The organism is Rhodococcus sp. IEGM 1406 (genome assembly GCF_030056745.1).
Classification (GTDB): Bacteria; Actinomycetota; Actinomycetes; order Mycobacteriales; family Mycobacteriaceae; genus Rhodococcus_F; species Rhodococcus_F erythropolis.
Genome location: NZ_JASHKO010000001.1, coordinates 531,561 through 543,855, shown reverse-complemented (window position 1 = coordinate 543,855; position 12,295 = coordinate 531,561). Strand labels below are relative to the sequence as shown.

The following is a 12,295-nucleotide window of genomic DNA, read 5'->3' as shown; positions in this document are numbered from 1 at the left end:
GGATTCATGACAACGCAACTCACCCATCGCGCAATCGTGAGAAGGGGCAGTCGGTCGAGCGTCGAAAAGCGGCCGACTCCAACTCCCGGACCCGGCGAACTTCTCGTCGCCCCCGAGAAAGTCAGCCTGTGCGGGACTGACATTCAGATTGTGCGCGGAGACAGGGACGACCCCTCGCCCATCGTCGGCCACGAAGGCGCTACCCGCGTCGTCGAAGTGGGCGACGGCGTCACCGGCTTCGAGGTAGGTGATCGAGTCGTGGTCAACCCGACGCATCCGCATGATTCATCGTTTCTTCTCGGCCACAACGTCGAGGGGTTGTTTCAACAACGCGTCATCATCGGCGTGCCCGCGGTGAGTGGAGGGTTGGTCACGCCGTTGCCACTGGAACTTTCCAGCGCACGCGCTACTCTCGTCGAACCGTACGCCGTCGTCAGGTACGCGCTCTCCTGCCTCTCCCGTGAGTCACCGGGGACTCTGCTCATTTTCGGCGACGGTCTCATCGGAAATCTGGCTGCGGCCCTCGCACCCTCCGTTCTCTTCCCAACCGTCCGAGTAGTAATGGTCCACCGCACCGAACTCGGCATGGAGTGGACGACAAATCACTTTCCATCCGTGGTCAACTCGCTCGCTACCGAGAACTGGGTACGCGAAACCACAGGCTCGGTCGCCGTGCTGGTCGCGACTCACCGCGCCGGCACAGTAGCGTCGATCGACACCGCTCTGGAACGCCTCGGCGATCGAGTTGTCTCCGTGCATCCGATTGGTGGAGTGCCGGCCAAGGCCACGTCCGATTTGTTACCCGGGGTGGACATCGCCGGGGTGCGACAGGCCAACACGGGTGGACCGACACCACCCGCGATCACGACGTTCACCAGGGGCTCTCTGCGCGTTGCCTTGACGGGCAACAGAGGAGTCACGAACCACCAACTCGCCTCCGCTGCAGCTGCATTGACGAGCGCCGACGACACGATCGACACGCTACTCACACACCAACTCGGCATCGATGAGGGCACCGCATTGATGAACGTGATCTGCGAGAAACGGACCCGAGAGGTGGACGGCGAGTTGGTGATTCGATTGGTGGTGAATCTTGCGGGTCATTGAAGGTATTTGATCCGACGAACTCGGGGAACAACCAGCCAAGACCTCCCGCCCGAGATCCCCCACGGACTCGCATTGCTAGTGTTGATGACGTGTTTGCCACGGGACCCAACGCGCTGACGGTAAAAGGCCAACCGACGCTTCAACACATAGATTTAACCTTTTTGGATTCTTTTCGATTTCCCGACCGGCAGGGCTTCCCCGATTCATATCGCGCATTCATCCGGCACGCAGGGTGGGCGCGGACCTTCGGACTCTGGCTCATCTATCCGCCCGTCCTTCCCGGATTTGCCGACGGCTGGCAAGGGCGCGCCCGCAACCTCACCGCTCATCTTCATTCGGTCTACACAGAAGGACAGGATGACGAGTTCGATTGGATGATCGAACCCGACGGCGATTGGTCACTCCCCGACTCGCTGCAGGTTTTTGGATGGAGCGAAAACGGTGACGCCCTCCTGTGGGACACAGCATCACGCGACACCGACGGAGAGTTTCCGGTTTGGGAATCGCGATCGTTCAACTCCCTCCACCGCCTCGGCGGGAGCCTCTACGAAGCACTTCCGTCCATTCGCACCCGGACGGCGAGCCTGTTCGGACCCCGCGCCTACGACATCGAGCCACTCCAGCCCACCCAACTCTGACGCGCGACCCAAATTATCGAAAGGCCGCGGGCACAGCCACTAGTACGACACCTACGATGACGACCAGCGACAGATAGCCGAGAACGAGGCCGGCCACTGCCAATCCGCGCCCACTTTCGCCGGAACGGCGAATCTGGTTCAGCGACACATGGCCCACCGGAATAGCAAGAACCCCACCGAAGATTCCAAGTACCAGTGCGACGATGGCCAAGGCATTCGTACCGCCGACCACCCCTGGCGGCGGCGACACCACCTGCCTGACAGGCCCGAATGCCGAACGAAGGCTCCTCCCTAACAGCAGCGCCCCGACCATATACAGCGACAGTCCCGCCACTGATCCGGCTACCCAGGCTCCACGAAACGCCGGCCCGTCGACGTCGAGGATCCTCCCCGCCGCCCTTACCCCGGATCCTGCTGCACCGACCGCGATACTCAAATTCACTGCGCCAGGAAGAACGGCAAGCAAGGCAATAGCACCGATACCAAGCGAAAATGCCGGGCCACCTCGGCGCCGCCACGCCAACGAACTCATCAGCGCTGCGAACAAAGTCACAGCAATGCCTAAAAGCCCAGTCACAAATCCGACAACGACTCCCGTCTCGAAGTCCCCACCTAGATGACGAGCAACCCACTGTGCCCAGGCCCGTGCGAATGGCGGCCCGAGCGTCAGCGAGGCAACGACCGTTGCAACCGCAACACACGCCACGACACTGATGACCCGCAGAATCCACCCCAGATAACCGGAATGCGAATTATTCGGCGCAACAGTAGTTTCCGAGTCGATCACCAGGATTCCTTCGTTCAGAGTGTGACAACAGAACGGCTCTAGCCGTCACTCCACACAGAACCGTGGCCGGACCGGCTCACTCATCTGATCAAGTTCTGGTGCCTGTGTCTGTAGTTCGTTCGCACGACCAAACCCGCGATAGCAACGATTACACATTTGTGTTAGCGTTGTTTTCATGAGTTCGAGAGCAAAGATTCTGGCCGCAGCGACCGAGCTGCTCAACACCTCCCCCAACGGTGACATCTCCACCCGTGCCGTGTGCGAGATGGCCGGCGTCGGCGCCCCCGCGCTCTACCGTCAGTTCGGCGACAAGGACGGACTGCTCGCAGCCGTCGTCGAGGCAGGTTTCTTCGAATACCTCGAAGGCAAACGCGCTGCGACACCTTCCGATGACCCCGTCGCCGATCTACGGGCCGGCTGGGATGCGCATACAGCCTTCGCGCTCGCACATCCCGCTCATTACCGACTGATGCACTCACCTTCCGCCCAGAGTGCCGACACCGCCTTGCAAGCCCAGGCGCTACTTCGATCCGTTCTCGAACGATGCGCTGCGGCAGGCGCCCTGACCGTATCGGTCGACGTGGCTACACAGATGGTGATGTCCGCCAATGCGGGTGTCGCTCTGATGCTCGTCGTAAGGCCGGAACAGTACCCCGATCCGACACTGTCACAGCGAGTTCGCGACGGAATCTTCGCGTCCATCATCGACGAATCCGGCGCCCACCCGGACGCCTCCCTCAACAGAGTTGCATCCACTCTCGACGCTCAACTCGCCTCCGCAGATTCAACTTCCCTCTCCACCAACGAAGTCGGCCTACTACGGGAGTGGCTCCGCAAGCTGTCCGATGCACCCAAACCAGTTCAGGAGTTACATCATGACTGACACCACCACCCGCGTCGCCATCGTCACCGGAGCTTCCGGCGGCATCGGGCGAGCGACTGCCGAGAAGCTCGCCGCCGACGGAATGGCTGTCGCCGTGCACTATTCAGGAAATCTTCAACGCGCCCAGGAAACAGTTGACACCATCGTCGCAGCGGGCGGTCGCGCCATCGCGGTGCATGCCGACGTCGCCGACGAAGGTGAAGTCGGGGCCCTGTTCGATACGGTCGAGGAGGAGTTCGGGGGCATCGACGTCGTCGTCCATGCAGCCGGAATCATGATTCTCTCCACCGTCGCAGAACTGAACTTCGACGATTTCGATCGGATGCATCGGACCAACGTCCGAGGGACCTTCGTGGTCGACCAGCAGGCAGCCAGACGTGTCCGACGCGGTGGTGCGATCATCAATTTCTCCACCTCCGTGAAGAAGCTGGCGTTTCCGACTTATGCCGCGTACGCCGCCACCAAAGGTGCTGTCGACGCGATCACTCTGGTTCTCGCGAAAGAGCTAAGGGGACGCGACATCACGGTCAACGCCGTAGCCCCAGGCCCCACGGCCACCGATCTGTTCCTGGACGGGAAAGACGAAGCTACAGTGGAGAACCTGTCCAAGCTGGCTCCTCTGGAACGCCTCGGCACACCGGTGGACATCGCGGAGGCTGTCGCGTTTCTCGCCGGCCCAGCTCGTTGGGTCAACGGCCAGGTCATCTACGTCAACGGCGGCGTGATTTAGCAAATCCATCGTCTAAGGACCACACCTTGGCAATTCCGACAAAACAGTCAAACCAGTCGACTTTGGTTGTAATGTGCAAACAATGGAAAACCAGGATCGAGGGTCCGCCCGGACGTCACGACGACAGTTCATCAGCGTCGCAGGGCTGGCGGCAACCGCGGCCATAACCCTCGCGACCTCCTCGACCGCCAGCGCCGCCGGCCCCACGGCACCCAATCCAGGTTCGCGGGTCGGCGATCCTGCGGAAGCCCAAGCGGTACAGCGCGTCGCAGAGACACTGCTGAACAGCGGAGTCCCCGGTCTTGCCTTCGCCATCGTCAAACCGGATGAGAAGAACCGCAAAGCGAGTGTCACCACTACGTACCACTACGGCCAGGCCGACGTCGAAAACGGCGTGAGAGTCACTCCACGAACGCAATTCGAGATCGCCTCGGAGACCAAGACCTTCACCGCTGCACTACTGGCGAAACTGATCGCTCGGGGAGAAGTCGGATTGGACGACCTGGCGAGCAAGTATTCGGATGGCAACCCGCTGCCAAAAGGCAGCAGTGGCGAGGAGATCACGCTTCGCCAACTGGTCACCCACCGTTCCGGTCTGAGCGACGACCCACCCAATCTTTCGGCAGGGTGTGCCGATCCCACACAATCGTGCACGGACGAGAAAGCGAAGTACACGAGAGACATGCTCTGGGAAGGACTCCGGGCTCCCGGGGCCTTGGAGTTCGCCCCCGGTAGCCACTGGCTGTACTCGGACTTCGGGTTCGGACTGCTCGGCACACTCATGGCAGACAAGATCATTCCGGGACAGGAGAAGCCGCCTTTCGCGGCAGCAGTCGCCCGCGAAATCACCGACCCGCTCGGGATGATGGGTACCGTGATCGAGACCAAAGCAACCGACCTGGCCGTTCCGTACTACCTCGACGGCACAAGAGCCCCTCTGTGGAACAACACGGGTGCGATCGCAGGCGGGGGTGGCCTCGTCAGCACCGCCGAGGACATGTCGATCTGGGCCGCAACAACTCTCGGCTATGGCAACAACCCGCTCAAACCGGTCCTGACCTCGATGCTCGAGCAGATCGACACGCAAGCTCCGGAGAATCCTGCATTCGGAATGGGAATGGCGTGGCAGCTCCAACCCCCGACGCCGAACTTCCCACAACGGTTCGCCAAGAAGAACGGAGACAGCTCGGGATCCAACTGCATCACCCTGTTGGTTCCCGACAGCGGTTGGTCGATCACGATTCTGGCGAACGGTGGAAATGCGGCGATGATCGACCCTGCAGCAGTGAACCTGATGCATGATCTGGTTCCGAGACGACCGATATTCGGTAGCTCGACGGGAAGTTCGTCGGGCAGCGACGCCGGTTTCCAGACCGGGTCATTCGGATAGACCCACTTACCCAGGGGCGCTACATCTTCGTCGAGCGTGCCATCACGAAGCAGTAGAGCCCGTAGGTGATGATGCCTAATCCGGCAAGGATCAGCAGGGCCACTCCGTACGGCTGCGCACCCAGCGTCTTGAACGCTCCGTCGAGTCCGGAGGACTTGCCGGGTTCGGAACTGTTGACCGCGAGAAGAACCAGAACGCCGACAGCAGCGATGGCCAAGCCCTTGGCGACATACCCGACGGTTCCGAGTCGGCGCACGAAGTTGCTGGGTGTGCCTTTCAAATCATCCAGGAAGTTCTGGCTCGCGCCCTTGTACACGTGGTAAACACCAACAGCGATGATCGCGATCCCACCGATCACCAATGCGATAGTCCCCAGCGTGTTCTCCATCAAACGCGCCGTGATTCCCGCACTCTGACCGCTGCTGGACTTCCCGCTTCCGCGGGCGAATCCGAATGCAGTGAAAGCAAAACCGAAATAGACGAGCGAAATGCCCAGAGCCTTTGCGCGGTTGAAGAACTCCTTCTTCTTGTCGTCCGAGGACGGCGACGACGAGCTCCCCAACGCAGCTTCGGCCAATCTCCACAACGCCATGGCAAGGAAGGCCACGACGCCGACCCACAGAGCGAAGACACCCCCTGGTTTTCCTGCCAACTCGGCCATCGCACCCGATTGGTCCGCAGACCCGGATCCACCGAGAGCAAGGCGGATCGCGATATATCCGATCAGCAGATGAACCACACCGCTGACGACAAATCCTGCGCGGGCAAAGCGCTCGAAGACATTGTTCTGTGCGACGTCAGCCGCCGTGGACGTGACACTTTTCTGGTCCTGCGGTGACGATTCTTTGTTCATCATGATCGTCGAACCATATACGGGCAGACGCTTTCCTCGAACGCCTGCATCAAGTGTTTCGAGATCAAGGGTTTCGAGGGTTCTGATCCGGCGTCGACCGCGGTTCTTCGGGGTTGGGAACCTTGGGGTCGATCGTGTCTGCATGATCTCGTTGCTGGTTCAGTTCCTCGCGAGAACTCGTCGCCTCTTTCCGATGTTGCGCTGCATGATGTTGCAGCGCAGACGCTTCCGCCGCTTTGGCGTCGGCCTCTGCCTGCACCATGCGCGCTTTGGCTGCTGTCTCTTCTGCCCGCGCCTCGCGCTCGCCTACTTGCAGCGACTTGTCTGCGACGTCTTCGCGGATCTGTTCTGCCTCGATGTGACGACGCTCGTCGCGCCTGTTTCGCGCCACCCACAGGAGTGCGGCCACGATCGCTATCACCACGACCACGGCAACAATTATCCAGATAATGCTGCTGGTACTCATACTGCGAGAGGTACCCACCTGGGACTTTCTCACACGCAGGCAAAGAAATACGCAAAAATTACAGGTCGGTCGGATGCGTGTTGGCACCGCACAAAACGACGCACAATTCACCGTCGGACGGCGGCGTCACCGTTCCGTTCAGAACCGGAACCATTGCTGCCGCGGTTCCCAACTCCACCAGGATCCGGAACTCCCGCCACAGGAACGCCCGCGCCTGCCGGATCGAATCATCGTCGACCACAACGCTGTTAACCGAACTCTCATGCAGCGTCTCCCAGGCGATGGCGCCAATCCGTGTGGCCCCCAATGAGTCCCCGGCGATACTGTTCACTTCGATATCGACCGGACGCCCCGCATCGAGCGAGGTGCGCAAGGTGGCAGCCCCGGTCGGCTCAACGGCTACCACTTGATCTTCGGGACGAGCCGCCGCGACGATTCCAGAGACCAACCCGCCGCCGCCGACTGCAACGCAATACGTGATCGGTCCGGATGCGTCGTCCTCGATCTCGAGAGCAATGGTCCCGGCTCCGCTGACGATGTCGGGCAGGTCGTAGGCGTGCAGTTCGAGCGCACCACTCGAGCGTGCGATGTCCGCCGCAGCGGCAGCGGCGAGTGCATACCGGTCGCCGACCTTGTGAACGGTTGCACCCAGCTCCCCAAGTGCCTTCACCTTTGCTTCGGGCGCTGTCTCCGGCACCACCACTGTGCAGGTGAGTCCTCGGCGCCGCGCGGCCCACGCAGCGCCGATCGCAGCGTTGCCGCCGGACGCGATCACCACGCCTGCGTCAGGCATGGTGCCGTCGGCGACCGCTCGTTCCACGGCATTGAGACTGCCGCGCACCTTGAAGGAGCCGCCGTGTTGGAGGTACTCGAGCTTGAACAGAACCGGCACCTCACCGTGTGGTGTCGGCACCGCAGTTCGAAAGGTGGGAGTACGCCGCGCCAGTCCTGCGATACGAGTCTGTGCGGCTTCGACGTCCGAGCGCTCGATTGCCAGCGGACCTGCGTTGTTGTCGGCGGTGAGAGTCATGTACCAACCCTACGGTTCGCAACTTCGACCCGAAGCGGTCGGCCCATCGTCATCAAGATGTCTGTTTTTCACCAATTACTGCCCGCATCTGACCGAGACATCGACCTTCCAGGTGAATAAATTTACTACTACAAGCACAACGACGACAGCAAGGAAAGGCACACGCCATGTCGAAGATCGCAGTATTCGGTGGAAACGGTTTTGCAGGAAATGCAATCGCGAAGGAAGCCGCTTCACGCGGCCACGAGGTAACCGTCGTCGCTCGCAGCGCGCAGTCCGGAACCGACACGAATGTCGTGCAGGGTTCGGTTCACGACAACACGATCGTGGAGCAGATCACGGCAGACAACGACGTCGTTGTCGTTGCCATCCCCGCTCGCGAGATCGACGGCAAGCGCCTGCTCGACGCCGTCACTCCCCTCGCAGATGCCGCCGCACGCAACGGTGCTCGCATTGCCGTAGTCGGTGGCGCCGGCAGCCTGTTGGTCGCCGAGGGTGGGCCGCGCGTCGTCGACACCCCCGATTTCCCGGACGCATACAAGGGTGAGGCGCTCGCTCACGCCGACGTCCTCGACGCGCTCCGCGCGACCGACAGCAATGTCGACTGGTTCTACGTGAGCCCGGCCGCAGCGTTCGGTGCCCATGCCGGCGTCGCCCCGAAGGGATCGTTCCAGTTGGGTGGCGACATTCTCCTGACGGACGCCGAGGGTAACTCCGCCGTCGCGGGCGAAGACTACGCACACGCTTTTGTCGACGAGATCGAGACTCCGGCCCACCGTCGCCAGCGTTTCACCGTCGCACACTGAACATGAGCAACCTTCGTAGGCGCGCAGCCTGGATCGCTGTTCCCGCTGCCGCCGCCCTCCTGCTCACCGCGTGCTCCAACGACGCGGAATCCGCAACGCCCAGCAGTTCTGCGACGTCCACGACCGTTGTCGCCGAACAGGGCGATCAACTCGAATCCAACAAGACCGTCGTCACAGATTTCTACGAACTGGCGTTCAACGGCCGTCAGGTACAGCAAGCCGCCGACCGGTACCTTGGCGACGTCTACATCCAACACAACCCCACCGCCGCCGATGGGGCAGCCGGATTTGTCAGCGGCATAGGCGGTTACGTCGAGGCCACACCCGGATTACACGCCGAGATCACTCGTGTTTTCGCCGAGGGCGATCTGGTTGCCCTCCAGTCTCACACCACGTCTACACCTGGCGACCGCGGCCAGGCAGTATTCGACATCTTCCGCGTCGACAACGGCAAGATCGTCGAACACTGGGATGCCATTCAAGACGTGCCGGAAACGTCCGCAAATCCGAACACGATGTTCGACGGACCCACCTCGTCGCCGTCCAAGTCGTCAGAAGTCTTGGAGCGCAACACGGCCAACGCGTTGACGTTCCTGCAGCTCGCCTTCAACGAAGGCAAATCCGCCGAGGCTGCCGACCAGCTGGTCGGTCCGACCTACACCCAGCACAACCCCTCGTTCGCTGACGGCAAGGACGCATTTGTCACCGCACTGGCCGGGATCGAACCCGTTACCGGAGACAAGGCCACCAAGTTTCCACGGACGATAGCCGAGGGCGACTTCGTCTTTGTTCAGACCTTCGCTTCGTCCGGTGAGGGAACGGCCGGCGGCGGCTCGATGGACATCTTCCGATTCGACGAGAACGGCAAAATTGTCGAACACTGGGACGCGGTCCAGGACTACCCGTCGACGACCGCGAGCGGTAACACCGTGTGGGATGACGGTCGCTGAAACGACAACTCCGAACAGTTCAGCGGACGGCTACGTAATCAGCCGACGTTGATTCGTTCTGTGTCGCCGTCGTAGTAGTCCAACAATCTCTGATCCATCACCCGGCGCCACAGTGGTGGAATCCACGCGATCACGATCATCACTGCGTAGCCGGCCGGAAGTTGCGGCGCTTCGGCCGCGCTACGCAGACTTTGGTACCGCAGCTTCGGGTTGGCGTGGTGATCGCTGTGCCGCTGCAGTTGGTAGAGAAACAGATTGCTCACGACGTGATCGCTGTTCCAACTGTCAGCGGGGCTGCAGCGAACGTACGAGCCGTCAGCACGCTTGCCACGCAGCAGACCGTAATGCTCGAGGTAGTTCGCGGCTTCGAGGAAGGTGAATCCGGCGACTGCCTGCAGCAGGAGCCATGGCGCGACCTCCCAACCGAAGATACCGATCAGCGTCGCGAAGAGGACAACACTCATCGCCCAAGCGTTGAGAATATTGTTCTCGAAGCTCCAGGTTCGTTTGCCTTTCCTCTGGAGTCGCGCGCTCTCGATGCGCCATGCCGAACGCAGCCCGCCGAAGACACTTCGTGGCAAGAACCTCCAGAAGCTCTCACCGAACCGTGAGCTGGCCGGGTCCTGCGGAGTAGCTACACGCACATGGTGGCCGAAATTGTGTTCCACGTAGAAGTGCCCGTAGAGAGATTGCGCAAGCGCCACTTTCGCGAGCCACTGTTCGCTCTTCTCGCTCTTGTGGCCGAGCTCGTGGGCCGCGTTGATACCGACGCCGGCGACGACACCCACCGTGAACGACATCGCGATCTTCTCCGCGATTCCCATCGGAGCGTTGATCGCGCACCAGCAGGCGAAGACCAGACCGGCGTATTGCAAGGGGAGGAACGCGTAAGTGCACCAGCGGTAGTAGCGGTCCTTCTGCAGTCGTGGGATCGCATCGTCCGGCGGACTTTCGCCATCTTCACCAGCCAACATGTCGATGATCGGGATGACGATGACCAGCAGCCACGCGCCGGTCGCCCAGAACAATCCGAGACGAAGGTTGTCGACGAGAAACCAGGAGATGAACGGGCTGAGTGGAATCAGCAATCCGAGCGGCCACAGGTACCTTTTGCGGTCGCGCCAGCGCGGGTTTTCGCCAGACGGCGAGTCGGTGTTCTGGACAGCCTTCGATTCGGTATGCCGTGCGTCGGAAGTCGCTGTCATTCGCCGATCTCGCCTTTCGTCCCCTCGAACGATTCGCCCCACGCACCGTTCACGCTCAGCAAACCAGAACTAATGTCCGGACGGGTATGGTCCCGAAATCCAGAGCGCCCTGCTCGAAAGACGGCACGAGCGCTTGTACTCACCAAAAACTCCCCCGCACATCACTGCTCACCCCGACAGTAGATACGGACAAAATACCCCACGGATCTGCGGGGATGGCGACCACCTCCGCACGTCGCCGAGGATCGATGATCCCTGCCAAGGCAAGGTCGAACCGCGTCGCCCTCGTCGAAGTAACGGTAACCGGCAGTGACAGAAATCATAAGCAGAGGACAGGATTTCCGCTCGTAGTGGCGACCAAAAAGACTGCGCGCCCTCAACTGGTCAGTTGCGGGCAGCCAAAAGGTGAGCAAGCGTCAGAGCGTTGCAAACACCTTCGTTTTCACTTCGTTCAGCCAACCGTTCGCGGTCACGAAATCTGTGACACTCGACTGCAATCCGAAGACGTGCCCAGCCTGCGCCGCCGGCAGCCTCGTGAAGAGGTTGTCGTCGAGGACCGCTTGAACCGCCGCATTGGTCGATCCGTCCGCATTCAGGGGATACAGCACGACCATCACACCGTTCATGATGTCGGCCAACTGCTCCATCGGGTAGGACTCGTATCCGGCATCGGTGTAATTGGTCGGAACACCGGGCCCGTACGCCAATCCGAGTTCGTTGACGACCAAATTGCCGATCGCACCAGTGGGCTGCTGAACCGAGAAAGCGCCGGGTGCGTCTCCGAGCGAAATGTGAATCCACTTGTTGTTCGCGATCACGTCCGCGTACTCGCCACGAACACGTTCGAGATTCTCTTCGTAGGCAGTGCGCGTCGACTCGAGCACGTCCGTCTTGCCGATCGCCTCGGCGATCTCCGTGGTGATCGTCTTCCAGTCGCCTCGACTCTCGCCCTTGACGATGACAGTGGGCGCAATGCCAGACAGACGGTCGAACGCCGCTTGGTCCACCTCGTCGGCGTCGCCGACGATGATGTCGGGATCTGCCGCAGCGATCGCTTCGAAGTTCATTTCCCCGTAGGGCCCGATGGTCGGGAGCCCGTCGACGAACGCCTGCTGCTCCGGCGTGAATTCACTGATCCACTTGCCGTAGTCCTGCACAGCAGCCGGTTTCACGCCGAGGGACATGAGCTGCCAAGGAGTGTCGTACGACGCGGCGACGACGCGCTCCGGCGAGGCGGGAACCTCGATGTCCCCGTATGCCGATGCAACGGTCCGGACGTCCGTCGGCTCGGAGTCGGCCGATGACGAGGAACAGCCAGTCACCACCATCGCACCGACAACGACAACTGCCGCCGCTGCGATGACTCTGGAACCGAAAGAAAATGATCGAATTGCGCGCACGCAGAACTCCTACAGAGGTGATTGTTTAGCCAACCCTAAGTTCATTCTGT

13 protein-coding genes are annotated in these 12,295 nt (G+C 61.1%); 7 read left to right on the top strand and 6 right to left on the bottom strand.

Features of this window, described 5'->3' with window-relative positions; translation table 11 throughout:
- Window positions 1-6: 6 nt before the first annotated feature.
- Both QM596_RS02560 and QM596_RS02555 read left to right on the top strand, forming a co-directional pair.
- Window positions 7-1,107 (top strand): alcohol dehydrogenase catalytic domain-containing protein, encoded by a 1,101-nt coding sequence (locus QM596_RS02560; RefSeq protein ID WP_019745661.1) that lies wholly within the window; start codon window positions 7-9, stop codon window positions 1,105-1,107.
- Window positions 1,108-1,268: 161 nt separating this feature from the next.
- Window positions 1,269-1,745, top strand: a complete 477-nt coding sequence (locus QM596_RS02555) for an SMI1/KNR4 family protein (RefSeq protein WP_024487502.1) — start codon at window positions 1,269-1,271, stop codon at window positions 1,743-1,745.
- A 13-nt stretch (window positions 1,746-1,758) separates the two neighbouring features.
- Here the strand turns inward: QM596_RS02555 and QM596_RS02550 are convergent, their stop codons facing one another.
- Complete coding sequence (locus QM596_RS02550) at window positions 1,759-2,532, bottom strand: DUF4190 domain-containing protein (RefSeq protein WP_070795555.1); 774 nt, start codon at window positions 2,530-2,532, stop codon at window positions 1,759-1,761.
- Window positions 2,533-2,707: 175 nt separating this feature from the next.
- Here QM596_RS02550 and QM596_RS02545 point away from each other — a divergent pair, with 175 nt between their 5' ends.
- From QM596_RS02545 to QM596_RS02535, 3 genes are all read left to right on the top strand, one after another.
- Entirely contained in the window at window positions 2,708-3,415 is a 708-nt protein-coding gene (locus QM596_RS02545) for a TetR/AcrR family transcriptional regulator (protein WP_020971059.1), read from the top strand.
- The gene (locus QM596_RS02540; protein ID WP_020971060.1) at window positions 3,408-4,145 is read left to right on the top strand and encodes an SDR family oxidoreductase; all 738 of its coding nucleotides are present in this window, start codon (window positions 3,408-3,410) and stop codon (window positions 4,143-4,145) included. The genes QM596_RS02545 and QM596_RS02540 overlap by 8 nt, the downstream gene beginning before the upstream one ends.
- An 82-nt stretch (window positions 4,146-4,227) precedes the next feature.
- Window positions 4,228-5,535 (top strand): serine hydrolase domain-containing protein, encoded by a 1,308-nt coding sequence (locus tag QM596_RS02535; RefSeq protein WP_283308014.1) that lies wholly within the window; start codon window positions 4,228-4,230, stop codon window positions 5,533-5,535.
- A gap of 19 nt (window positions 5,536-5,554) precedes the next feature.
- Here the strand turns inward: QM596_RS02535 and QM596_RS02530 are convergent, their stop codons facing one another.
- From QM596_RS02530 to QM596_RS02520, 3 genes are all read right to left on the bottom strand, one after another.
- Window positions 5,555-6,391, bottom strand: a complete 837-nt coding sequence (locus tag QM596_RS02530) for a DUF1206 domain-containing protein (protein ID WP_019745667.1) — start codon at window positions 6,389-6,391, stop codon at window positions 5,555-5,557.
- Between the two features lie 61 nt (window positions 6,392-6,452).
- A complete protein-coding gene (locus QM596_RS02525; protein WP_020971062.1) occupies window positions 6,453-6,854 on the bottom strand; it encodes a hypothetical protein in 402 nt (133 codons plus the stop codon).
- A 58-nt stretch (window positions 6,855-6,912) separates the two neighbouring features.
- Window positions 6,913-7,884 (bottom strand): serine/threonine dehydratase, encoded by a 972-nt coding sequence (locus QM596_RS02520; protein WP_283308013.1) that lies wholly within the window; start codon window positions 7,882-7,884, stop codon window positions 6,913-6,915.
- A 167-nt stretch (window positions 7,885-8,051) separates the two neighbouring features.
- On the opposite strand from QM596_RS02520, the gene QM596_RS02515 reads away from it, so the two are divergent.
- Entirely contained in the window at window positions 8,052-8,690 is a 639-nt protein-coding gene (locus QM596_RS02515; RefSeq protein WP_283308012.1) for an NAD(P)-dependent oxidoreductase, read from the top strand.
- A 2-nt stretch (window positions 8,691-8,692) separates the two neighbouring features.
- Window positions 8,693-9,640 (top strand): nuclear transport factor 2 family protein, encoded by a 948-nt coding sequence (locus QM596_RS02510; protein WP_283308010.1) that lies wholly within the window; start codon window positions 8,693-8,695, stop codon window positions 9,638-9,640.
- Window positions 9,641-9,678: 38 nt separating this feature from the next.
- On the opposite strand, the gene QM596_RS02505 is transcribed toward QM596_RS02510, so the two are convergent.
- Entirely contained in the window at window positions 9,679-10,845 is a 1,167-nt protein-coding gene (locus QM596_RS02505; RefSeq protein WP_283308008.1) for an alkane 1-monooxygenase, read from the bottom strand.
- Window positions 10,846-11,261: 416 nt separating this feature from the next.
- Window positions 11,262-12,245: an ABC transporter substrate-binding protein gene (locus QM596_RS02500; protein ID WP_283308006.1), complete on the bottom strand. Its 984-nt coding sequence runs from the start codon at window positions 12,243-12,245 to the stop codon at window positions 11,262-11,264.
- Between the last annotated feature and the right edge of the window lie 50 nt (window positions 12,246-12,295).

Bases quoted from the DNA above. Each gene is read 5' to 3' on its own strand.
- QM596_RS02560 (WP_019745661.1), top strand. From the start codon at position 7: ATGACAACGCAACTCACCCATCGCGCAATCGTGAGAAGGGGCAGTCGG.
- QM596_RS02545 (WP_020971059.1), top strand. From the start codon at position 2,708: ATGAGTTCGAGAGCAAAGATTCTGGCCGCAGCGACCGAGCTGCTCAAC.
- QM596_RS02540 (WP_020971060.1), top strand. From the start codon at position 3,408: ATGACTGACACCACCACCCGCGTCGCCATCGTCACCGGAGCTTCCGGC.
- QM596_RS02535 (WP_283308014.1), top strand. From the start codon at position 4,228: ATGGAAAACCAGGATCGAGGGTCCGCCCGGACGTCACGACGACAGTTC.
- QM596_RS02530 (WP_019745667.1), bottom strand. From the start codon at position 6,391: ATGATGAACAAAGAATCGTCACCGCAGGACCAGAAAAGTGTCACGTCC.
- QM596_RS02525 (WP_020971062.1), bottom strand. From the start codon at position 6,854: ATGAGTACCAGCAGCATTATCTGGATAATTGTTGCCGTGGTCGTGGTG.
- QM596_RS02520 (WP_283308013.1), bottom strand. From the start codon at position 7,884: ATGACTCTCACCGCCGACAACAACGCAGGTCCGCTGGCAATCGAGCGC.
- QM596_RS02515 (WP_283308012.1), top strand. From the start codon at position 8,052: ATGTCGAAGATCGCAGTATTCGGTGGAAACGGTTTTGCAGGAAATGCA.
- QM596_RS02510 (WP_283308010.1), top strand. From the start codon at position 8,693: ATGAGCAACCTTCGTAGGCGCGCAGCCTGGATCGCTGTTCCCGCTGCC.
- QM596_RS02505 (WP_283308008.1), bottom strand. From the start codon at position 10,845: ATGACAGCGACTTCCGACGCACGGCATACCGAATCGAAGGCTGTCCAG.